Origin of the sequence: Streptomyces sp. M41, assembly GCF_043673425.1 — a bacterium.
Taxonomy (GTDB): Bacteria; Actinomycetota; Actinomycetes; order Streptomycetales; family Streptomycetaceae; genus Streptomyces.
The window spans coordinates 41,382-63,878 of record NZ_JBIMKE010000040.1 but is presented as its reverse complement, the minus strand read 5'-3'; the positions used below and the strand labels follow the sequence as shown (position 1 = coordinate 63,878).

The following is a 22,497-nucleotide window of genomic DNA, read 5'->3' as shown; positions in this document are numbered from 1 at the left end:
CCCCCCCCCCCCCCCCCCCCCCCCCCCCCCCCCCCCCCCCCCCCCCCCCCCCCCCCCCCCCCCCCCCCCCCCCCCCGGCCCCGCCCCACACCCACCCGCAGGCGCTACGCACGCCCCCACCGAACCCGCACAGGCGCCGCAGGCACCAACGCGAACCCCCACCAAGCAGCAGCCGCAGGCGACGTAAACGCGAAAGCCCCGCCCCCACCAAGGGGACGGGACCACGCAAAGCGAGAAGAACCGCGTCAGCCGATCTCGGTACCCGTGGCCGACAGCGCCTCGGTCACCGGCTGGAAGAACGTCTCCCCACCGGAGGTGCAGTCACCACTGCCACCCGAGGTAAGACCGACCGCCTTGTCCCCGGAGAACAGCGACCCGCCACTGTCCCCAGGCTCGGCGCACACGTCGGTCTGGATCAGCCCGTTCACGATGTCACCGTTGCCGTAGTTCACGGTGGCGTCCAGCCCGGTGACCTTGCCCTCGTGCACCTGGGTGGTCGAACCGCTCCGGGTGACCGCCATGCCGACGGTGGCGTCGGCGGCACCGCTGATGGCCTGCGTGGAGCCGTTGTAGAGGTTGACCTCGCTCGGGTGGTCGACCTCGCCGGTGTACTTCACCAGCCCGTAGTCGTTGTCCGGGAAGCTGGACGTCTCGTTGGTGCCGAGCGCGTTGCCCTCGGAGTCCGACCAGTTGGTGATGCCCTCGGTGCAGTGCCCGGCCGTCAGGAAGAACGGCTCGCCGCCCTTGACGACGTTGAAGCCGAGCGAGCAACGGCCACTGCCGTCGGTGATGGCGTCACCACCCGCGATGAAGGGCTTGAACTCCCCCTTCGTGCGCTGGAGTTCCACCGTGGCACCCAGCCCGTCGGCCACCTTGCTCAGCTTGGCCCACTCGGCCTTGGAGACCGTACGGTCAGCGGTGACGACGACCTTGTTGGCCGTCGGGTCCGTCACCCAGGAGGTGCCCGGAATGGTCGCGTCCTGCGTGAGCGTCGTACGGGCGCTCTTCAGCTCGGCGAGCGAGTTCTCCACGACCCGCGCCTTGGCGCCGGCCGCCTCCACGGCGTCGGCGGCGACCTCGTCGAGAACGTTCACCACCAGGCTCTTGCTCTGCGCGTCGTAGTAGGTACCCGCGGCATCGGCGCCGAGGTCCTTGGCGAGCGTCGAGGCGAGCTTTCCGGCCGCGCCGAGCGACAGGGTCTTCGGCGCGGACGCCTCCGGCGTCTCACTGGCGTTGGCGGTCTGCAAGGTAACGCCCGCAGCGACCAGCGCGGCGATACCCGCACCTGCCACGGCTGCACGCCGCTTGGGTATGCGTCGGTGCTTCAACTCACGTCCTCCTGTGGGGGGTCGGCCCGAGAGGTTGTGGGGACCTCGCCGGACCGGAAGGCGTACGGCCAAGGGGGCGACACACAAGAAAAGTCCCGCCCCTGCCGGTTGAACAACGCTCACTATTCCTAGGCCCACAGGGAGCGCACAAGGTCGACTTCAGGACGCGCGTAGAACACGTTTACGCCCCCGCGCTGGCTTGACCGTGCACAGTCACACCCGGCTTCTGCGTGCGGCAAACACCCCGAGCGAGCACTTCGTTACCAACGGGTAAGGTCTACTCCTGTCTTGAAATCGACCCTCCAGGGTCCGAATCCAAGCCACTGACGCCCCCTGAACCCGAGCGACCACCGCACCCCGAACCCTCCACCTGCGCCCCAGAACCCTCCACCTGCGCCCCCTTCTCCAGAAAACACAACAACTCCACCGGAATCGGCAGCACCAGCGTGGAGTTCTTCTCGGCCGCCACGGCCATCACTGTCTGAAGCAGCCGTAGTTGAAGGGCGGCAGGAGTTGTCGGCCCTGCGGTGTGCGACCTCGGCCAGCTGCTTCGAGGCCGGGAACTCGACATCGGCGTTGATCAGCAGGGCTCGCCGCACCCGATCCGCCTCGGCCTGCCGGGCCAAAAGCGAGCCCCCGCACGACGGTTGCGTGCGGGGGCTCGGTGACTCTGCTGGCTGCGATCTTTAGTTGCGACTACGCACACGCCCTCGGCCGCGTCCGCGCCGCGCCGCGCCGCGCGCCGCGCCTGCCGTCAGTAGACGCTGACGCCGTAGGCGCTCAGGGCCTCCGTGACCGGCTGGAAGAAGGTCGTGCCGCCGGAGGAGCAGTTGCCGCTGCCGCCGGAGGTCAGACCGTACGCGGTGCCGTTGCTGCCGTAGAGCGAACCGCCGGAGTCGCCGGGCTCGGCGCAGACGGTGGTCTGGATCAGGCCGCCGACGATGTCGCCGCCGCCGTAGTTGACGGTCGCGTTGAGGGCGGTGACCCGGCCGCTGTGCGTACCGGTGGTGGAGCCGTCACGGATGACGGTGGTGCCCACGCTGGGCGTGGCCGCGCGGGTGATGTCCACCCCGTTCGCGGTGCCGGGGCGGCTGACGGAACCCGAGTAGCGCACGATGCCGTAGTCGTTGCCCGGGAAGCTGGAGCCGGCGGTGGAGCCGATGACCTGGGTCCGGCCGGAGTTGGAGTACCAGGTGCCCGCACCGTCGGTGCAGTGGCCGGCGGTCAGGAAGTACTGGTTGCCGCTGCTGTCCCGGACGTTGAAGCCGAGCGAGCAGCGCCAGCTGCTCGCGTAGATGGCGTCGCCGCCCTGGATGAACTTGCTGAACTTGCCGGCGGTCCGCTTGATCGTGAGCGCGTCGGCGTTGCTGCCCGCCTGCTCCTTGATCTTCGCTATCTCCGCCTGGGAGACCGTGGAGTCGACGGTCACCGTGACGCGGTTGGTCTTGCTGTCGACGGCCCAGGCGGTGCCCGGGACGTCGGCCTTCAGCACGGAGCCGCTGACGCTCTTGAGCTGGGCGGCGCTGAAGGTGGCGGGAGTCTCGGCGGCGGTCGCGTTGGGGATCGCGATCGCGGCTGCGGCGACGAGGCCGGAGGAAACGGCGATCAGCCGGGTCCGTCTCGTAATGCCACTGCGGGGGGTGGTGCGCTTGATCCTCACTTTTCGTTCCCTCCAAGGGAAGTCGGGGGCCCGCGTGGGGTCGGGGCCCGTGAGGCGCAGTCAGAGGGCCCGCGTTCTCCGGATTGCGAACACGCCGTGCCCCTGACAAGCGCTGGGTGGAGTATTCGGCCGGGCGACCGGTAGGCACAAGGGCGCCTTTCAGCCGTCAACCATTGAACGATCTACGAAATTTGACAACGTTTGCCCGGTGCCGCCCCCAGGGGCCAATTGACGAGGAGATATGAACACGGAGGCAGGCGGGGCGTGGGCGCACCAGCGCCTGGGTCGTACACCCCACACGCCCCCACCCACCTCAACACAACCAGCTCACGCGCCCCTTGCGCCGCCTGCACCCGGCTCCCCGGCCCGGCCTCGTCGGCGAGGCCGAGCTCACCGTCGCAGTCGGTCACGCAGGTTTGGCAGGTGTCCGGAAGTAGCCGTTCCGCCTAGCAGCCGTCGCAGGGGCAGCAGCAGTCGCACCCGTCGCAGTCACGGCAGCAGCCCTCACGCTTCTTGCGCGACCACGGGCCCTCGTACTCCTTCGCACAGCACAGCTTGCAGGTGCAGCACAGCAGCCAGAACATCCCGCAGCCGGCCCAGAACCCACGCCGCCCCCTCGGCGGCTGAGGCGCCGGCCCACCGCCGAACCCGCCGAAGTCACCGCCGCCGCCTCCGCCGTACGCACCCCCACCGCCGCCGGGCGCTCCCCCGCCGCCGGCGTAAGGGTTCCCGCCCGCATAGGGGCTCCCCCCGGCGTACGGCTGCTGCGGCGGCGCCCCGTACGGCCCCTGCGCCTGCCCGTTCCCATGCCCGTGTCCCTGCCCGTGCTGTGGCGGCTGCCCGTACGGTCCGGGCTGGTGGGACGCACACGCGGGCACCGTGCCGAACGCGCGGTCCACCGAGCGCCGCAGCTCGTGCACGAGCAGCAGATGCGCGAGCCCCGCGTCGGTGAACTCCACCTCGCGCAGCGCCAGCCGTATCCCGTGCACGGCGTCGTCGGCGAGGCGCCGCGCCTCCGCGAGCGAGGTCCCGGTCGCGGTGAGCGGGTTCCACGCACCCGACTCGGCGTCGACCGCCCTGTCCTCCACGGCGTCCAGGAGGTGCGCCAGCCGTCCGAAGAGGCGCCCCGCCTCGGCGAGCGGCCCGGCGTTGTCCGGCCGTCCGGCGAGGATCGCGGTGTGCGCGAAGGCGGCGGCGGTCGCCGTCTCGGTCGGCTCGGTGACGGTGAGGATCGAGGTGCCGAGCCCGGCGAGCGTCTCGATGCCGAGTTGCCGGTCCACGGCGTCGACGAGTACGGCGGTGTCGAACCCGACGGCCGAGCCGGACCGGGCGCCCGCGGCACCCCACCCGGCGGCCACCCGGCGCGCGGCGAGCGCGACCGGCCTGCGGGCCAGCAGTCCGTCACGGTCGGCCACATGGTCACGCACCTTGGCCGAGGCGAGCACCAGCGAGACGGCGGCGGCGAGCCGGGCGCCCTCACCCCGGGCGACGGAGGCGGTGCGCATCCCGCGCAACGGACAGGGCCCCGCCGTACGCCGCAGCGCATTGCTCTGTTCCGCCTGAGCCTCCGTCAGAACGGAGATCAGGAGCCCGTCGTAGTTCGTCACTATGCGTGCGAACTGACCGTGGTCCCCGCGCAGCGCGAGGCACAGCCCGCACAAATGCGCCATCCACTGGCCGGTGAGTTTCTCTCCGAGCCGATGACGGCATGGCCTGACCATTCCGAACATGACGTTCCCCCGAGGTTCCTTACGACGTACTCACGACGCTGAGCTGCCGCATCGTATCGACCGGGCGACCGATCGCGGCAGCCACCTCGTTCACTCGTACGCACCCCGCCTCACCCATACGCCGCGAAGAATCATATTTCACTCACAGTCAGCAGCCGTACGTGGTATGCCCCTTGGGGGACACGGGCTCTCGACGTATTCGCTGTGCACCAGTACCGTCACAAACCCCCCGCGCGGCGTCTATCCACTTGGCGCGACGTCCGCATCATGGATGACCATAGGGATGCGGAAAGCAATAAAGACCGCTGTGAGAGGAGGCGTCCATGGGATCGGTGCGCAAGGCGAGTGCCTGGCTGGGCCTCGTTGACGACAACGATGACGAGCGTTACTACGACGACGACTACTCCGAAGGGACCGAGCCCGGGGAGGCCTGGGTCACCGACCCGCGGGTCAAGGTGGCCACCGATGTCGCCGAGGAGAAGGGCCGCCGGATCGGCACGGTCACCCCGGACAGCTTCCGGGACGCCCGCGCCATCGGTGAGCTCTTCCGGGACGGCGTCCCGGTCATCATGAACCTCACGGCCATGGAGCCGGCCGACGCCAAGCGGGTCGTGGACTTCGCGGCGGGGCTCATCTTCGGTCTGCGCGGCTCGATCGACCGGGTGTCCAACCGGGTGTTCCTGCTGACCCCGGCCGACACGGAGATCATCAGCGGCGAGCGGGCGGCTCACCGCGAGGACGGCTTCTACAACCAGAGCTGAGGCAGGGCCGCCCACCGGCCCTGCCCGCCCCTGCCCGCCCCTGGTGGGATCAGCGGAAGGCGTCGAGCCCGGTGAGTGCCTTGCCCAGCACGAGCTGGTGCATCTCGACGGTGCCCTCATAGGTGAGCACCGACTCGAGGTTGGTGGCGTGCCGCATCACGGGGTACTCGAGTGAGATCCCGTTGGCGCCGAGGATCGTCCGGGACGTACGGCAGATGTCGATGGCCTCGCGGACGTTGTTGAGCTTGCCGAAGCTGACCTGCTCGGGACGCAGGCGGCCGGCATCCATCCGCCGCCCCAGATGATGGGCGAGCAGAATCCCCTTGTGCAGTTCGAGCGCCATGTCGGCGAGCTTGGCCTGGGTGAGCTGGAAGCCGCCGATCGGCCGGCCGAACTGCTCCCGCGACTTCGCGTAGTCGACAGCGGCCTCGAAACAGGACCGCGCCGCCCCCATGGCGCCCCACGCGATTCCGTACCGGGCGTGCGAGAGACAGCCGAGCGGCCCCTTGAGCCCCACGACCTCCGGCAGCACGGCATCGGCCGGCAGCCGTACGTCGTCCATCACGAGCTCACTGGTGACGGAGGCGCGCAGCGACAGCTTGTGCTTGATCTCCGGAGCGGAGAACCCGGCGCTGTCGGCCGGCACCACGAACCCGCGGATCCCCTCGTCGGTCTGTGCCCACACGACGGCGACCCCGGAGACGGAGCCGTTGGTGATCCACATCTTGCGCCCGTTGAGCACCCAGTCCGAGCCGTCCTTCTTGGCGTACGTCCGCATGGAGGCGGGGTCGGAGCCGTGGTCGGGCTCGGTCAGCCCGAAGCATCCGATGACCTCACCGGACGCCATGCGGGGCAGCCAGGTCTGCTTCTGCTCCTCGCTCCCGAAGCGGTGGATGGCGTACATGGCGAGGGAGCCCTGCACGGACACCAGGGACCGGATCCCGGAGTCGGCGGCCTCCAGCTCCAGACAGGCCAGCCCGTACTGCACGGCGGAGGCGCCGGCGCATCCGTACCCGTCGAGCGACATCCCGAGGGCGCCGATCTCCCCCAGTTCCCGGGCGAGCTCCCGGATCTCGGGCAGCTCCCCCTTTTCGTACCACTCGGCGACGAACGGCAGGACCCTGTCCGCCGCCCACTCCCGTACGGTGCTCCGGACGGCCAGGTCCTCGGGCTCCAGGAGGTCGTCGATGCCGAGGGGGTCGGCGGGGTCGAACGGGGGCAACTTCGCGGACGCGGACATGGGGCACCCTCCGGCAGCACGGAAAACTAGCACCGCTAATTACGAGGCAGACGCTACGGCGCGGTGGACCACACGTCCAGTACGACCCGAGGAGCCGCCGGTCAGAGCGGGCGCGGTCAGGCGGAGACGCGGATCTCGTCAGGCGGAGACGCGGGTCTCGGCGACTTCCCTCGGCTTCGGCAGCTCCACCGCGGGCGCCTCGCACTGCATGGCCCGCGGCAGCCGCAGCGCCATCGCCGCGCCCAGCAGCAACAACGCCGCGCTCACCAGCAGCGTCACATGCAGGCCGTGCACGAAGGAGTCCCGGGCCGCAGCCCGCAGGGCGACCCCGGCGGGCCCGCCCAGCTGAGCGGCGACCTCGTACGCCTCACCCACCGAGTGCGAAGCCGCCGTGGCGGCGGAGCTCGGCACCCCGGGCACGCCCGAGAGCCCGGGTGCGTACGCCGCGTTCATCACGCTGCCCAGCAGCGCGATCCCGATCCCCGCCCCCAGCTGGTACGACGTCTCACCGATCGCCGCCGCCCCACCGGCCTGCTCCTGGGGGGCCTCGCTCAGCATCGACTCGTACGCGCCGAACAGCGTCGTCTCCAGTCCGAAGCCGAGCAGCACGAAGCCGGACAGCATCAGCGCGCAGTTGTCGGTCCGGCCCATCGCCGTCAGCAGCACCACCGCGCCGGCCGTCAGACAGAACCCGAAGCACACCATGCTCCGCGGCCCGAACCGCCGCAGCATCCGTGCCCCCGCGAGCCCGGCCGCCATGGCGGCGAAGGTCAGGGGCAGCAGCCGCAGCCCGGTCTCCAGCGGTGACAGGCCCAGGACGAGCTGGAGGTACTGGGCCGCGATCAGCTCCAGCCCCACCAGTGCGAGCATGGCCAGCACGATGCATCCGACGGACGTGCTGAACGCCGGTCGCGCGAACATCTTCAGGTCCACCAGCGGATACGCCCGGCGCTTCTGCCGTCGTACGAACAGGACCAGCAGCGTGGCGCCGGCCACCAGCGGCACCAGGGTGAGCAGGCCAGCCACCGACTCCCCGCCGCCGAGCCGCTTCACGCCCAGGACGACACCGAAGAGACCCGCCGCCGCCATCAGCGCGCCGACGACGTCCCAGGGGCCCCGGCCGTCGCCCTTGGACTCGGGCAGCAGGAGCCGTCCCACCGGAAGGCTGATCAGCATCAGCGGGATGTTGACGAGGAAGACCGAACCCCACCAGAAGTGCTCCAGGAGGAAGCCGCCGATCAGCGGCCCGACCGCCGCGCCCACCGCGGCGACCGCGCTCCAGATGCCGATCGCGAGGGCACGCTCACGCCGGTCGGGGAAGACCTGACGCAGGATCGACAGGGTGGCGGGCATGATCATCGCGCCGCCGACGCCGAGCAGCGCCCGGGCCAGGATCAGCACCTGTGGGTCGTGCGCGAGGGCGGCGAGGCCGGAGGCGAGGCCGAAGAGGCCGTAGCCGAGGAGCAGGACCCGTCTGCGGCCCACCCGGTCGCCGAGCGTGCCGAAGAGGATCAGCAGCGAGGCGCAGACGAGCGGGTAGATGTCGACGATCCAGAGCAGTTCTATCGCGCCGGGCCTGAGGTCCTCGGTGACGGCGGGCACCGCCACGTGCAGCACGGTCGCGTCGACCGCGACGAGCAGCAGGCTGACGCAGAGGACGAGGAGCACGACCCAGCGGTTGGCACCGGCCCCGGCCGCCCTACGGCGCAGCGCAGCGGCGGCCGTGGTCGTCCCGGACATGTACGTACCTCCCAGATGTTCCCTCGCCCTCGGCGGTCCAACGGGGCGGGGACTCCCCGTGACTCGGCCGGAGAGGAGCGGTGGTCTCCGGCCCGCGCAACGAAAGGCGAGTGACTCGTCAGGGTACGCGAGTCCTGGTCGGTGCCGAGTGGCGGACCTCTCACCCGTCCGCGCTGTGCGTGTGGCGTACGCCACTCACGCCCCCCGCGATGGCGGTCCGGCCGACTTCCCCGTCAGCGGCGGGCCGATAATCGGGCCCGTGACCGATCTTGCGATGCGCGCGACCGCGGCCCGCTCCGAAGCGCTGCGCCGGGCCGCCCCGGCGCTGCTCGGGTATGCGGCCGTGCGCGCCCTGGGCCTGCTCGCCCTGGCCCTGTGGAGCGCGGCGCGCGACAAGGACGCGTACACCCTGCTGACCGCCCGCTGGGACGCGCTCTGGTACTCCAGGATCGCGGAGCTGGGGTACGGCTACGAGGTGCGGCTGCCCAACGGTGACGTGCACTCGAACCTCGCGTTCTTCCCGCTGCTGCCCTGGCTGGAGCGGCTGGTCGCGGAGGTGTCGCCGCTGTCGCCGGCCGACGGCGGCTTCGTCGTCAGCCTGCTCGCCTCCCTCGCCGCGGCCTGGGGGATCTTCGCGGTTGCCGAGCATGTGTACGGCCGCCGCGCCGGGGTCTGCGCCGTGCTGCTGTGGGCCGTCCTGCCCGTGGGGATCGTCCAGTCGATGGCGTACAGCGAGTCCCTGTTCACGGCGCTGGCCGCGTGGTCGCTGTACGCGGTTTTGACCGGCCGCTGGATCACGGCGGGCACCCTGGCCATGCTGGCCGGGCTGACCCGCCCGGTGGGGCTGGCCGTGGTCGCGGCGGTGTGGGCGGCGGGCATCGCCTCGTTCGTACGGGAGCGACGTGCGGACGGGGCGGGCGGGACGGACCGGGCGCCGGACGCGGACGTCTCGGATGCCCACGGCATCGCTGCGCGCCGTGTGCTCGGGATGCTGCTCGCACCGCTCGGCGCCGCCGGCTACGTCCTGTGGGTGGGTCATCGCACCGGCAAGGGCCCGCTGGGTTATCTCGACGTCCAGGCGGGCTGGCGCAACGGCTTCGACGGCGGATACGCGTTCGCCCGGTTCATCGCCGAAAAGTTCACGTCGTTCCCGTCGGCCCTGGCCGGGGTGGGGCTGCTGGTCGGCGTCGGCCTGGTGGTCTGGCTGTACGTCGTCTGCGTACGGCAGCGTCAGCCGCTGCCGCTGCTGGTGTACGCGGGGGTCGTCACCGCGCTCGCCCTGTGCGCGTCGAGCTACTTCGGCTCGAAACCGCGGCTGCTGCTGCCGGCCTTCCCGCTGCTCCTGCCACTCGCCCGGTCCCTGGCCGGCCTGCCCACGCGCAGGTCGGCGCTGCTGGTGGGCGCTCTGGCCGTGGTCGCGGCGGCCTATGGGGGGTTCTGGCTGAACGGCAGCGGTCCGCCCTGACCGTCGGTGAGCGCCGGGGAGAATTCCGCATTATGCGCCGGTGAACAAATCCAAAAGCGCGATAAACCCTTGCCCCGGAATGATCAAAAGAATTGAAGGCCGCAGGCTCCGGAGATTGCGGATTCGCTGGAAATAGACCGCCTCCTGAGAGGAATCCCACATCACATCGTCATCACAAACCAGGTGAATCGACGGGGATCCGAGCTCACTCGCTGTAACGTCGATTGGGTGCGTACCAAACCGAAGCCCACCCGTCTGGACCGGGTGTTCGCCAGGCTGGATCGTGAGCCGGAACGTCCGGCTCTCATCAGTGTGCCGACGATGAGCCGCCACCGGATCGTGCTCCTCGGCGCGACCCTGGCCTTCTACGTGGCGATCGTGTGGGCCGTCGTCATCACCTCCTGGCTGGTCCGGCTGGACTGGCAGGTCATGTTCTTCCGGCCGTACCAGCAGTGGTCGGAGATCCACGCGTTCGTCGACTACTACGTGGTGCTCGGCCAGCGCGGCCCGACCGCCGTGATGGTGGCGGCCTGGCTGGGCTGGCGCTCCTGGCGGCAGCACACGCTGCGGCCGTTGCTCGCGCTGGGCGTCTCGCTGCTGCTGCTGAACGTCACGGTCGGCGCCGCGAAGATCGGCATGGGCCGGCTCGGCCCGCACTACGCGACCAGCGTCGGCTCCAACGAGATGTGGCTGGGCGGCGATATATTCCCCAGCGGCCACACCGCCAACGCCGTGGTGACCTGGGGAATCCTGGCCTATCTGGCCTCCACCCCGAGGGCGCGCCGCTGGCTGTCGGCCCTGTCGGCGGTGACCTCGCTGGGCGTCGGTCTGTCCACCGTCTACCTCGGTACGCACTGGTTGAGCGACGTCCTGCTCGGCTGGGCCGCCGGACTGCTGATCCTGCTCGCCCTGCCCTGGTTCGAGCCGCTGATCGCCCGCGCGGAGGGCTGGATCTTCGCGCTGCGCGACCACGTGCGCGAGCGTCGAGCCGGTACGGCACCCGCACCCGCCCCGGTTCAGGCCCCGGTACTGCTCGGCCCGCGTCCCACGCCCGCCGACGACGAGGTGGCGGCCCGCGAGTCGGCCCGCACGGCCCGCTCGCCCCGGGCCCCCGTCTACCTGGCCCCCGGCCCGCACTCGGCCCGCGGCGAGCGCATCCCGGTCACGCCGGCCGGCAGCCGCCGTCCGCCGCACCCGGACCGCATCACACGCGGCGCGGCGCCCTCCGCCCGCCCCCTCGCGGGCGGCTGAACGGCCCACGGACAGCAGGCCGGTACGCACCTCCGCTGCCCGCTCCCGCACGACGACGGCCCCGGTTCCTCCCAGGAACCGGGGCCGTCGCTCTGGGTCGGCCCGCTTCGGCCCGCATCGGGCCGTGTCGGCCTGTGTCGGCCGTGTCAGCCCTTCCAAGCCCTGGCGACGTGGCCGTCCTTGACCTCGAAGTTCAGGCGACCGCTCCGGTACTCCATGGTGATGATCGCCCCGGGCGGCAGCGAACGGACCGTCGACCAGCCGCGGTCACGGGCGAGTCGCTCGGCCCGGTCGGCGTCGAGTCCTACATACGCGTCCGGGCTGTCCTGGGGTTCGGCGGGGGGATTCGGAATGGGAGCCATGCCGCCACGCTAGAGCCTGCGGGAAGGATCGGGCCAGAGCGGACGGGAACCCCTTGTAGTGGCCACCCGGGTCACACGTCCCCCTGCGGTCACGCTTCTGTCACAGGATCACGACACGCGTTTCGACTCCGCTCCGTCACACGGACGAGCGGTTCCATAGGCCTTCCGCAGGCATTCGATCGTAATTACCGCGTGTCGTGACGGCGCTGCCGACAGCCCGGCGGAAAAGTTCCGGGGGAACTGCCCTGGCCGCCTTTTTCTCCCAATTCCGCGCGGGCCGCGGAAGCCGGTGCCGCACAGGAAATACATGGCTCCGGCACACAACCTCCGCACGCCCTCTGTCGGCGCGCTGACGACGCGAGCATCATGGCCTGTGCCCGCGTCGGCACGTGCGACGCGGGCTTCAGCGGGCCCGGGGCGCGACGAGCGAAGGGGCGAGCGAGCGATGGGGACGCAGACCGTACAGGCGACGGCACGGCCCATGGGGAGCAAACCGCCCGGTGGCCGGGTGGTCGTCGACTGGCTGACCACGACCGACCACAAGAAGATCGGCCATCTCTACCTGATCACGTCGTTCGTCTTCTTCCTGGCCGGCGGTGTGATGGCCCTGCTGATGCGGGCCGAGCTGGCCCGGCCGGGCATGCAGCTGGTCAGCAACGAGCAGTTCAACCAGCTGTTCACCATGCATGGCACGATCATGCTGCTGCTGTTCGCGACGCCGACCTTCGCGGGTTTCGCCAACGAGCTGATGCCGCTCCAGATCGGCGCCCCGGACGTCGCCTTCCCGCGGCTGAACATGTTGTCGTACTGGCTTTTCCTGTTCGGCGGTCTGATCGTGATGGGCTCGCTGGTCGTACCGAACGGCCCGGCCTCCTTCGGCTGGTTCGCCTACGCGCCGCTCAACGGCCTGGAGCGCTCCCCCGGCGTCGGGCCCGACCTGTGGATCATGGGTCTCGCGCTGGCGGGCTTCGGCACGATCCTCGGCGCGGTCAACTTCATCACCACGATCATCGGGATGCGCGCCCCCGGCATGACGATGTTCCGGATGCCGATCTTCGTCTGGAACACGCTGTTCACGTCGATCCTGATCCTGATGGCGTTCCCGGTCCTCGCGGCGGCGCTACTGGTGCTGGAGGCGGACCGGCGGTTCGGCTCACAGGTCTTCGACGCGGCCAACGGCGGGGCACTTCTGTGGCAGCACCTGTTCTGGTTCTTCGGCCATCCCGAGGTGTACATCATCGCGCTGCCGTTCTTCGGCATCATCACCGAGATCATCCCGGTCTTCTCGCGCAAGCCGATGTTCGGCTATCTGACGCTGGTCGGGGCGACGATGGCGATCACCGGTCTGTCGATCGTGGTGTGGGCGCACCACATGTTCGCCACGGGCGCGGTGCTGCTGCCGTTCTTCTCCTTCATGAGCTTCCTGATCGCGGTGCCGACGGGCGTGAAGTTCTTCAACTGGTCCGGCACCATGATCAAGGGCTCGCTGTCCTTCGAGACGCCCATGCTGTGGGCGGTGGGCTTCCTGGTGACCTTCCTGTTCGGCGGTCTGACCGGGGTGATCCTGGCGTCCCCGCCGATGGACTTCCATGTCACGGACAGCTATTTCGTGGTCGCCCACTTCCATTACGTCGTCTTCGGCACGGTCGTCTTCGCGATCTTCGCCGGTTTCTACTTCTGGTGGCCCAAGTTCACCGGCAAGATGCTCGACGAGCGGCTCGGCAAGATCCAGTTCTGGACGCTGTTCGTCGGCTTCCACACCACGTTCCTCGTGCAGCACTGGCTGGGCGCCGAGGGCATGCCACGCCGGTACGCCGACTATCTCGCCACCGACGGCTTCACCGCGCTGAACACGGTCTCGACGATCGGCGCGTTCCTGCTCGGCCTCTCGACGCTGCCGTTCCTCTACAACGTCTGGAAGACCGCCAAGTACGGCGAGAAGGTCGAGGTCGACGACCCCTGGGGCTACGGCCGCTCCCTGGAGTGGGCGACCTCCTGCCCGCCCCCGCGGCACAACTTCACGACGCTGCCGAAGATCCGCTCCGAGTCCCCGGCGTTCGATCTGCACCATCCGCAGTACGCGGCGCTGACTTCCCAGCCCGAGCCAGCGAGCGAGCAAGCAGGGCGTGAGTCCTCCTGATCTCCTCGATCAGCTCGGGCGGATCCAGCACCTCGAACTCGAAGCCCATCAGCGTCACATGAATCACCATCACCTCGAGGCTGCCGGCCCCGGTGCGCAGGATGCAGGCGTCGTCGCCGTCGGCCTCCAGCACTCCGTCCGAGGGTGAGATCCGCTCTGCGGCCTCGTGCAGCGGCGCCAGCAGCCGGACGACGGCGTGCGCGGCGTACGCGCGCGTGGAGACGCCTCGGGAGACGTACGCGGCGAGGTCCTCGGCGGGCGGGGTGCGCGGGGTGAAGCGCGGGCCGTGCGGGGGCCTGGGGGTGATGCGGTCGACGCGGAAGGTGCGCCAGTCGTCCCGCTCGAGGTCCCAGGCGACCAGGTACCAGCGGCGCTCGCTGCACACCAGGCGGTGCGGTTCGACGCTGCGGCGGCTGGCGGCGCCGTCGTGGTCGCGGTAGTCGAAGCGCAGCCGCTCGGAGTCCCGGCAGAGGTTGGCGAGCTCGGTGAGGACGGCCGGGTCGATGGCGGAGGGCTGGGGGCCGCGCAGCATCGGCACCGTGAAGGCGTTCAGGGCGCCGACGCGCCTGCGCAGCCGGTTCGGCAGGACCTGTTCCAGCTTGGCGAGGGCTCGTACGGAGGTCTCGCCGATGCCCTCGATGCCGTGGCCGGCGGCGGTGCGCAGGCCCACGGCGACGGCGACGGCCTCGTCGTCGTCCAGCAGCAGGGGCGGCAGCTCGGCTCCGGCGCCCAGCTGGTAGCCGCCGCCGGTGCCGGGGCTGGCGTTCACGGGGTAGCCGAGTTCGCGCAGCCGGTCGACGTCCCGGCGGACCGTGCGCGGGGTGACGCCGAGACGTTCGGCGAGTTGGGCACCGGACCATTCGCGGTGGGCCTGGAGGAGGGAGAGCAGCCGTAGCAGCCTGGCGGAGGTGTCCAGCATGATCCGAGTCTGCCAGTCGCCTACGGCCCCGGGTGGACGGGCATCGTGAGCGCGTACGGGTACGGGTGCGGGTTCGTGGGCCGTGACGGCGCGGGGGCGCGCGCCCCTGAGGGCGTTGCCGGTAAACGGCATTCGACGCTGAGGTTGCCCTGCCGTGTCTCGTACGGGACCCGGGAAGCGAGGGAATGCACCTCCATGGCACCCGGCATCAGTCGGTGCGGGGCGCCCTCCTGTACGGCCGCGTAGGCGTCCCAGTGGCCCTCGGGCAGGGCGACGCTGCTGGGCAGGGCGGCGCGCAGGCGGCCCTTGGTGGCCGGGGTGAGCGGGAGGGTGACCTCCTCGTGGCCCTCGCGGTGGCGCAGGACGAGGTGGGCCTCGTCGGCTGCCCCGGCGGCGGTCACGTCGAAGGTCAGACCGCCGGCGGAATCCGCGATGCAGTCGGCGCGCAGCGGTGCGGCCTGCGGCACGGGCGTCATGCGCTGCGGTTCCTCCTTCGGTTCGCTGCTCTGTCAATTCGACCGGCGACGATGTCCTTTGGTTGCCCGTCAGGGCCGGTAGGCCAGTTGCGGCACCTCGAAGCACGTGGTGTTCATGTCCCCCTGGGAGATCCAGCCGCGGCCGTCCTCCCAGCGGGCCGCCGACAGACAGGTGCGGCGGCTCTTCGGCGGTTCGGCCAGGCGCTCGAAGCGGACCGGGATCAGCAGGCCGTCGGCGGTGTATCCCTGGCTGCGGTTCATGTAGTCGTCGACGCACGCGCGCGTGATGCCCGCGTCGGCGCAGGATTTCGCCGCGTCCGTGAACCACATCGCCGCGGCCCAGCCCTCCAGCTGCCACTGGGAGTGGGTCGCGAGTGCCTTGGTGGCGTCCCGGAACTCCCGTACGGCGTCGTGCTCGGTGTCCTCGTAGTTGCGGGAGGATCCGGTCGCCCACAGGGCGTTGCGGCAGCGCGGGGCGTCCTTGTAGTCCTCGGTGACGGTGGACGTCCAGTTCTGTACGTTCGTGACCTTGGCGGTGATCTCGGCGCCGACGTCGTCCAGCGCCTCGCACAGCCGGGCGTTGCCGTGTCCGTCGATGGCGTCGAAGACGAGGTCGGCGCCCTGTTCCTTGAGATCGGCCGCGACCGCGCGGAAGTTGGGCAGCGCGAAGTCGACCTGCTCGGTGACGACCTGGTAGCCCTCGGCCTTCAGTCCCCGCTCCACGAGCCGGGCGTAGGCGGCGGACGCGGGCTGGTTGTACGAGACGACGGCGGCCGTACGGGCGCCGTGCTCGCGCTTGAAGTACCGGTAGACCTCGGTGCCGCCGTACTGCTCGCCGTCCCAGCCGGTGGTGCCGTTGCGCGGGGCGAGGCTGCCGTAGATGCCGTACAGGTGCGGATAGGTGTCGTAGGCGGCCCCGATGGGCTGGCCTCCGATGTCGGGCACGCGCGCGCGGGAGACGCGGGCGGCGCCCGCGTAGTCCAGGGCGGTGGTGGCGACGAGGGCGACGACCTTCTCCTCGTCGATCAACTTGTGCACGCACTCGTTGTTGCCGACGCCGCTGCCGCCGTCGTCGCACTCGCGCACCTCGACACGGCGGCCGTCGATGCCGCCGCGCGCGTCGAGGCGGGCGAAGTACGCCTTGGCGCCGTCGCGGGGCCCGGTGAAGGCGTTGCCGCCGACCGGGCTGGTGGCGCTGGTGATGATGCCGACGCGGATCGGCGTGCGGTCACCGCCGGGTGCCGAGGGGGTGCCACGGTCGCGGTGCTCGAAGTCGCCCTCCGGCAGCCGGCTGCCGCACGCCGTACTCAGAGCCAGCACCAGCACGGCGATCGCCGCCTCAGCACCCCGGGATCGGCGACCCATTGCCGCTCATCTGGACCAGCGCGCACAGGGATTTGGCGGACACCTTCCAGGTGCCGTCCTGTTCGACCGCGGTTCCGGAGGCGTTCGGCAGGGCGGTCGCGCCCTTCAGTGTCAGGTCGTAGGTCACGTTCGCCTCGGTGGGCGAGGTGAACTCGACCTTGGAGACCTTCGCCTGGACCTGTCCCCCGCGCTCGTCGCCGCTGAACGCCTGGAGGACCGGTCCCATCCGATCGCCGTTCTCCAGGACGGCCTGCTTGTCCTCCAGGGACGTCTCGGGGTCGAAGAACTTCTGCCAGTTCTGCTTGATCTCCGTCTCGGCCGCCCCCGCGTCGGCGGGGGCCGTCGCCGGTGACTCGGTCCGCTCGACGGTCGGTGCCGGCGGCGACTCGTTGCCGCCGCCGCCCTCGTCGTCGGTGCAGGACGCGAGGGCCGGGGCGAGGAAGAGGAGCAGGGCCGCCGCGAGTGCGGTACCCCGTCCGGTCGCCCGTGGGCCGTGCGTCGTGTGTGCGTTGCTCCGCCTGAGGTCGCTCCCGAGAACCATCTGGCTCACCGCCGGGTGTCGATCCGGGCCGTGTACGCCCGGTGCTTTCAGGGTCAGCTTGCAGGAGGCATAGTGCAAGCCATTGGCTGACATGGACAGGCGCACGCACCGAATCCCGACGTGCGTGCACCCGAGACCGGCGTGTGGGAGCCAGCGATGCGGACAGCCCGACTGCGATCCGTGCACCCCGTCCTGTGGGCCGGCTGGGCCGCGCTCGCGGCCGGCGCGGTGCTGTGCGTCCTCGGTTGGTACGGCGTCTCCGGCGAGCGGTTCGCCGAGCGGCAGCTGCCGTATCTCGCGTCCTGCACGGTGCCCGGCGCCGCGCTGATCATCGCCGGGGCGGTGCTGCTGGCCCAGGGCCGGGGCGCGCTCGCTGCCGCGCGCGTGGAGGAGCTGTACGGCCTTCTGGTGGCCGCGGAGCCCGCCGACGCCGCCGAGTCCGGGCCGTCGGCCGCGGCGCCGCTCGCGGTCAGCCCGGACCTGCTGATGGTGCCCGGGGGCACGCTGCGGCACCGCGCGGACTGCCCGCTGGTCGCCGGGAAGGCCGAGGCCGTGCCCGTGGACGCGAAGCTGGTCACAAGTGGCGAACTGGGCCCGTGCCCGATCTGTGAGCCCCCCGAAGCGGACGACTGATGTCCTCCCTGACGTACGAGCTCACGCTGGCCGGTCTGTCGGTCGGCAGCGCCGCCGCGCTCACCGGGATCGGCCTGATCGTGACGTATCGCGCGACCGGCGTGCTGAATTTCGCGCACGGGGCGATCGCGATGGTGTGCGCGTACGCGCTGCGGCAGTGCGTGGTGGAGTGGAACTGGCCGTTGTGGGCGGGCGCGGCGGTGACGCTGCTGGTGCTCGCGCCCGGCATCGGGATGGCGCTGGAACGGTTCGTCTTCCGGCCGCTGTCGGTCCTCGGCGGTGATCCCGCGCAGACGCTGGTGGCGTCCATCGGCGTGTTCGTGCTGCTGGTGGGCGGCGCCGCCCTGCTGTGGGGTCAGGGGGCGCGCGACGACGCGCCGCAGCTGCTGTCGGCTGACCCCTGGGGTCAGCTGGCGGTGGCGGTGCTGCTGGCGGCCGGCGTCGGGGCGGTGATCCGCTGGACCCGCTTCGGGCGGGAGCTGCGGGCCGTGGTGGACGATCGCCGGCTGGCCGTGCTCGGGGGCATCGACGCGGACCGGGTGGCGGCGGCGGGCTGGGCGTTCGGCTCGTTCACGGCGGGTCTGACGGGCGTGCTGCTGGCGCCGTACGTGCGGCTGGACCCGTACGGCATGCCGCTGCTGGTCATGGAGGTGGTGGCGGTCGCGGTGGCGGCGCGGATGCGCAGCCTGCCGGTCGCGGTGGTGGTGGCGCTGGCCATCGGGGTGGCCCAGAGCCAGCTGACGCGTCTGCACCCGTCGGGCTGGGGCGCCCCGCTCCTCCAGGCCGCCGGCACCAACCTCTTCGTCGTGGCCCTGCTGATCGCCGCCCTGGCGCTCCCGCGCGTCGGCACCCGCGACGCCCTGCCCCGCCCGGCCGCCGCGCGCGTGCCGACGCCTTCGGGGGCGTGGATCGTGGCGGGCGTGCTCTTCCTGATCCCCCTGGGCTTCGCCGGTTCGGACCTGCATACGTCGGTGCAGGTGCCGGCGCTGGCGGTGGTGCTGCTGTCCCTGGTCGTCGTCACGGGCCGCGGGGGCCAGATCTCCCTGGGGCAGGCGGCGTACGCGGGCCTGGGCGCCCTGTTCACGGCCCTGCTGGCGGCGGGCCGCTTCCCCGGCCTGCCGCGCGTGCCGGAGCTCGTGGCGCTGGCGCTGGCGGTCGTCCTGGTCGCTCCCCTGGGCCTGCTCACGGGCTGGCCGGCGATCAGCCGCCGCGGCCTGGCCCTGGCGCTGGCGACGTTCGCGGTGGGCGTCGGCGTGAGCCGCTTCGTCTTCGCCCAGCCGTACGCGATCGCGGGCCTGTCCCTGGGCCGCCCGGCGGGCTTCGACGGCGACCGCGCGTACTACGTCCTGGAGCTGGCACTCCTGACGGTGGCCCTGCTGACGACCTGGCTGCTGCGCCGTGGCCGCACGGGCCGGGCCCTGGCGGCGATGCGGGACCACGAGTCGGGGGCGTCGGCGGCGGGCGTGCGGGTGCCGTCCCTCAAGCTCCTGGCCTTCGTCTCGGGCGCCGCCCTGGCTGCCTTGGGCGGCGGCATGCTCGGCATGGGCCTGCGTGCCTTCGATCCGGCCGCCTACGACCCCGTCCGCGGCCTTCTGTGGTTCGCCGCCGTGGTGGTCCTGGGCGCCGACAGCACCCTCGGCGCGCTGGCCGCCGCCGCCCTCCTGGTGGGCCTCGACGCGGGCACCCGGGGCGGGGTGGCGGCGGCCCTGATCGGACTGCTGGCGGTTCTGGTGGGCCGCTTCCCCGAGGGCCCGTACGAGGCGTGGCGAACGGCGACGGGAAGGCTTTGGTGGCGACGGGAGGCGAGGCTCACGGAGTCGGGAACGCGGGTGCGGCGACGACTCCGCCCGGCAGAACGGGAGCCCGCGCCCACGCCCCGCCCCGCCTTGGCGGGGGTGACGGCAGCGGGACCCCCGAACCACCGGACCGAGCGGCGCGGGCCCGTACGAACACCGCTGCACCGCGACGGGCACGACGACCAGGGCGAGGATCACCACGACCACCGGCACGGCGCCCCGCACGACTCCCGGAGCGGAAATCGGGACGGCGGCCCACACGACGACCGGGACGGCAAGCGGCATGTCGGCCGGCGCCCCGACCCGGCCAGCGGCCCGCGCGACGACCGGAGCGAGGATCAGAACGGCCGCCCGCACGACGACCAGCGCCACGAGCCGGACGACGGCCTGCGCGACGACCGGAGCGGGCATCGGGACGGCCGCCCGCACGACAACCAGCACGACGACCAGCGCCCCGACCCGGACGGCGCCCTGCGCGACGACCGGAGCGGGCATCGGGACGGCCGCCCGCACGACAACCAGCACGACGACCAGCGCCCCGACCCGGACGGCGCCCTGCGCGACGACCGGAGCGGGCATCGGGACGGCCGCCCACACGGCGACCGGAACGACGGCCGACACGACGACCGGGACGGCGACCGGCAGGACGACCAGCGCCACGAGCCGGACGACGACCACCTCGGCGACCGGGACGGAGATCAGGACGGCGACCGGCACCACGAGCCCGGCGACCCGGACGGTGGCCCACGCGACGACCGGAGCGGGGATCGGAACGGCCGCCCGCACGACGACCCGGACGGCGACCAGCGCCCCGACCCGGACGGCGACCTGCGCGACGACCGGAGTGGGCATCGGGACGGCGGCCCGCACGTCGACCGGAGCGAGGATCAGAACGGCCGCCCGCACGACGACCAGCACGACGACCAGCGCCCCGACCCGGACGACGACCCACACGACGACCGGAGCGGGCATCGGGACGGCGGCCCACACGACGACCGGAACGACGGCCGACACGGCGACCGGGACGGAGATCAGGGCGGCGGTCGGCACCAGGGCAGGCGGCCCGGTGCGGCGGGAAGCAGCCCGGGCAGTGCCCACGGCGACTCGTCTCCGGCCCCGCCCCGCCCCGCCGCACCCTCCGACCGCCGGGCGCACCCCCGCCCGCCGGTGCTGTCCGCACAGCACCTGCACGTCCGCTATGACGGCTTCGCGGCCCTGTCCGACGTCACCCTCGCCGTCCGCCCGGGTCACATCACCGCCGTCGTGGGCCCCAACGGCGCGGGCAAGTCCACCCTGTTCCACTGCCTGGCCGGCACCCGTCGCCCCACCCGCGGCCAAGTCCTCCTCGGCGCCAGGGACATCACCCGCCTGCCCGCCCACACCCGCACCCGCCTCGGCATCGCCCGCACCTTCCAGCAGCTGTCCGTCTTCCCCTCCCTGACCGTCGCCGAGAACGTCCGCGTGGGCGCCGAGCAGGGCCGCGTCCCGGACCCGTCGGCCGTCGAACGCACCCTCAGGCTCCTCGCCCTCGACGGCCCCGTACGAGCCCTCCCCGCCGCCGGCCTGCCCACCGGCACCCTGCGACGCGTGGAACTGGCCAGAGCCCTCGCCGGCAGCCCGCGCGTGCTGCTGCTCGACGAGCCCGCCGCGGGCCTCGACACGGCGGAGGTCACCGCGCTCACCCGCGTCCTGAAGGCCCTCGCCGCCGACGGCATGGCCCTGCTGGTGGTGGAGCACGACCTCGACCTGGTCGCCGACCTCGCGGACACCGTGCACGTCATGACGGCGGGCCGCATCGTCGCCTCCGGCCCGCCCGACCACGTGCTCGACGCCGCGGGCCCCCAGGAGGCCCCCGCATGACCACGATCTCCCTGCGCCACGCGCGCGTGCGCTACGGCCCCCTGGAGGCCCTCCACGGCGTCACCCTCGCCGCCCCCGGCCCCGGCCTCACCGTCCTGCTGGGCCGCAACGGCTCCGGCCGTACGACCGCCCTGCGCGCCCTGGCCGGCACGGTGGCCCTGTCCGGCGGCGCCGTGGTGTGGGACGGCGCCGACGTGACCTGGGTGCCCGCGCACGAACGGGCCCGCCGCGGACTGTGCCTGGTCCCCGAGCGGCAGGCCGTGTTCGGCTCCCTCACCGTGCGCGAGAACCTCGAACTCGCGGCTGCCCCGTACGACATCGCCCTCGCGGCCTACCCCGCGCTCGAACCCCTACTCGCACGCCGGGCCGGCACCCTCTCCGGCGGCGAGCAGCGCATGCTGGCGCTGTCCCGCGCGCTGCTGGCACGCGCGCGCGTGGTGCTCGTGGACGAACCGGCGCAGGGCATGTCGCCCCCGGTCGCCGCCCGCACGTACGAACTGCTGAGCGAACTGGACGCCTGCGTGGTCGTGGCCGAGCAACGGCTGCCGCCCGTGCTGCGCGCACGGGCGGCGCTCGTCTACGAACTGCGCCGTGGCGCCGTCGTGTTCAGCGGGGAGACCGGCGAATGGGAGCGCCGTGCAGCGCGCCGAACCGGGTCGACCCCTTCCGCAGCAGCCTCGAAGTACTGGAGGCCAGGCGGTCCGTGACGCTGGGCTTCCCCGGATCCGTACGGCCGTAGAGCCCGTACCGTTTGGAGCAGTGCGGCCAGGCGCCCCAGCCCTGGACCGCCACGACCTTGCGGGCGATGGCGATCTGCTCCTTGCGGCTGGCGAGATCCGCGCGCGGGGCGTACTTGCCCCCGCCGAAGCCCTCCCAGGTCTGCTGGGAGAACTGAAGCCCGCCGTAGTGGCCGTTGCCGGTGTTGATGTGCCAATTGCCGCCGCTCTCGCACTTGGCGACACAGCCCCACGGCCACTGATCCTTGGCGCAGGCATGGCTCGTGTGTTTGGGCGGGGGTCCGGGGGCCGGTCGTGGTGGCGCCATATGGATCGGGCGCGTTGCGGGCGTCGTCGTCTGTGCCGCGTGCGCCGCGCCCGGCGCGACGGCGGTCAGCAGAGCGGCAACGAGGGTCATCGTGAGCGGTGTGCATTTCATATGAGCACGCTAGGCAGCTTGTTGCGGCCGACCGTCGCGGCACGTCCGACGAACGCCGGGGCCCCACCCGGTCGG

At 71.8% G+C, this 22,497-nt stretch carries 17 protein-coding genes and 2 pseudogenes; 7 read left to right on the top strand and 12 right to left on the bottom strand.

Going from position 1 to position 22,497, the window contains the following annotated elements:
• Window positions 1–245: 245 nt before the first annotated feature.
• The 4 genes and pseudogenes from ACHBTE_RS32865 to ACHBTE_RS32850 form a co-directional block, all read right to left on the bottom strand.
• Window positions 246–1,328, bottom strand: coding sequence for a S1 family peptidase (locus ACHBTE_RS32865; protein ID WP_394728845.1), 1,083 nt, complete (start codon window positions 1,326–1,328; stop codon window positions 246–248).
• Window positions 1,329–1,605: 277 nt separating this feature from the next.
• Window positions 1,606–1,954 (bottom strand): annotated as a pseudogene (locus tag ACHBTE_RS32860) (slipin family protein); the annotation flags it as partial.
• Window positions 1,955–2,082: 128 nt separating this feature from the next.
• Window positions 2,083–2,988: a S1 family peptidase gene (locus ACHBTE_RS32855; protein ID WP_394728843.1), complete on the bottom strand. Its 906-nt coding sequence runs from the start codon at window positions 2,986–2,988 to the stop codon at window positions 2,083–2,085.
• Between the two features lie 446 nt (window positions 2,989–3,434).
• Window positions 3,435–4,718, bottom strand: coding sequence for a DUF5685 family protein (locus ACHBTE_RS32850; RefSeq protein ID WP_394728841.1), 1,284 nt, complete (start codon window positions 4,716–4,718; stop codon window positions 3,435–3,437).
• Between the two features lie 323 nt (window positions 4,719–5,041).
• Between ACHBTE_RS32850 and ACHBTE_RS32845 the strand changes: the two genes are divergently transcribed.
• The gene (locus ACHBTE_RS32845; protein WP_030954768.1) at window positions 5,042–5,479 is read left to right on the top strand and encodes a cell division protein SepF; all 438 of its coding nucleotides are present in this window, start codon (window positions 5,042–5,044) and stop codon (window positions 5,477–5,479) included.
• Window positions 5,480–5,528: 49 nt separating this feature from the next.
• On the opposite strand, the gene ACHBTE_RS32840 is transcribed toward ACHBTE_RS32845, so the two are convergent.
• Together ACHBTE_RS32840 and ACHBTE_RS32835 are read right to left on the bottom strand one after the other, a co-directional pair.
• Window positions 5,529–6,719 carry an acyl-CoA dehydrogenase family protein gene (locus ACHBTE_RS32840; protein WP_394728839.1) on the bottom strand — a complete coding sequence of 397 codons (1,191 nt, stop codon included), beginning with the start codon at window positions 6,717–6,719 and terminating at the stop codon, window positions 5,529–5,531.
• Between the two features lie 138 nt (window positions 6,720–6,857).
• Complete coding sequence (locus ACHBTE_RS32835) at window positions 6,858–8,459, bottom strand: MFS transporter (protein WP_394728837.1); 1,602 nt, start codon at window positions 8,457–8,459, stop codon at window positions 6,858–6,860.
• Window positions 8,460–8,718: 259 nt separating this feature from the next.
• Here ACHBTE_RS32835 and ACHBTE_RS32830 point away from each other — a divergent pair, with 259 nt between their 5' ends.
• The gene (locus ACHBTE_RS32830) at window positions 8,719–9,924 is read left to right on the top strand and encodes a mannosyltransferase family protein (protein WP_394728835.1); all 1,206 of its coding nucleotides are present in this window, start codon (window positions 8,719–8,721) and stop codon (window positions 9,922–9,924) included.
• Window positions 9,925–10,152: 228 nt separating this feature from the next.
• Window positions 10,153–11,175, top strand: coding sequence for a phosphatase PAP2 family protein (locus tag ACHBTE_RS32825; protein WP_394728833.1), 1,023 nt, complete (start codon window positions 10,153–10,155; stop codon window positions 11,173–11,175).
• Window positions 11,176–11,321: 146 nt separating this feature from the next.
• On the opposite strand, the gene ACHBTE_RS32820 is transcribed toward ACHBTE_RS32825, so the two are convergent.
• Window positions 11,322–11,537, bottom strand: coding sequence for an I78 family peptidase inhibitor (locus ACHBTE_RS32820; protein ID WP_394728831.1), 216 nt, complete (start codon window positions 11,535–11,537; stop codon window positions 11,322–11,324).
• Between the two features lie 307 nt (window positions 11,538–11,844).
• Here ACHBTE_RS32820 and ctaD point away from each other — a divergent pair.
• Window positions 11,845–13,515, top strand: a pseudogene (gene ctaD, locus ACHBTE_RS32815) (cytochrome c oxidase subunit I); the annotation flags it as partial.
• A 40-nt stretch (window positions 13,516–13,555) separates the two neighbouring features.
• On the opposite strand, the gene ACHBTE_RS32810 reads toward ctaD, so the two are convergent.
• The 4 genes from ACHBTE_RS32810 to ACHBTE_RS32795 form a co-directional block, all read right to left on the bottom strand.
• Window positions 13,556–14,596, bottom strand: coding sequence for a helix-turn-helix transcriptional regulator (locus ACHBTE_RS32810; RefSeq protein ID WP_394728829.1), 1,041 nt, complete (start codon window positions 14,594–14,596; stop codon window positions 13,556–13,558).
• Between the two features lie 20 nt (window positions 14,597–14,616).
• Window positions 14,617–15,072, bottom strand: coding sequence for a hypothetical protein (locus ACHBTE_RS32805; RefSeq protein ID WP_394728827.1), 456 nt, complete (start codon window positions 15,070–15,072; stop codon window positions 14,617–14,619).
• 69 nt (window positions 15,073–15,141) lie between these two features.
• On the bottom strand, window positions 15,142–16,437 hold the full coding sequence (locus ACHBTE_RS32800) for an ABC transporter substrate-binding protein (protein ID WP_394728825.1): 1,296 nt from the start codon (window positions 16,435–16,437) through the stop codon (window positions 15,142–15,144).
• Window positions 16,412–16,978: a hypothetical protein gene (locus tag ACHBTE_RS32795; protein WP_394728823.1), complete on the bottom strand. Its 567-nt coding sequence runs from the start codon at window positions 16,976–16,978 to the stop codon at window positions 16,412–16,414. The genes ACHBTE_RS32800 and ACHBTE_RS32795 overlap by 26 nt, the downstream gene beginning before the upstream one ends.
• 156 nt (window positions 16,979–17,134) lie before the next feature.
• On the opposite strand from ACHBTE_RS32795, the gene ACHBTE_RS32790 reads away from it, so the two are divergent.
• The 3 genes from ACHBTE_RS32790 to ACHBTE_RS32780 are packed head-to-tail and all read left to right on the top strand — an operon-like array spanning window position 17,135 to window position 21,974.
• Window positions 17,135–17,611, top strand: coding sequence for a hypothetical protein (locus tag ACHBTE_RS32790; protein ID WP_394728821.1), 477 nt, complete (start codon window positions 17,135–17,137; stop codon window positions 17,609–17,611).
• Entirely contained in the window at window positions 17,611–21,267 is a 3,657-nt protein-coding gene (locus ACHBTE_RS32785) for an ATP-binding cassette domain-containing protein (RefSeq protein WP_394728819.1), read from the top strand. The genes ACHBTE_RS32790 and ACHBTE_RS32785 overlap by 1 nt, the downstream gene beginning before the upstream one ends.
• The gene (locus tag ACHBTE_RS32780) at window positions 21,264–21,974 is read left to right on the top strand and encodes an ABC transporter ATP-binding protein (protein WP_394728817.1); all 711 of its coding nucleotides are present in this window, start codon (window positions 21,264–21,266) and stop codon (window positions 21,972–21,974) included. Before ACHBTE_RS32785 ends, ACHBTE_RS32780 begins: the two co-directional genes overlap by 4 nt.
• Here the strand turns inward: ACHBTE_RS32780 and ACHBTE_RS32775 are convergent.
• Window positions 21,874–22,422, bottom strand: coding sequence for a transglycosylase family protein (locus ACHBTE_RS32775; protein ID WP_394728815.1), 549 nt, complete (start codon window positions 22,420–22,422; stop codon window positions 21,874–21,876). The genes ACHBTE_RS32780 and ACHBTE_RS32775 overlap by 101 nt on opposite strands.
• Window positions 22,423–22,497: the final 75 nt, after the last annotated feature.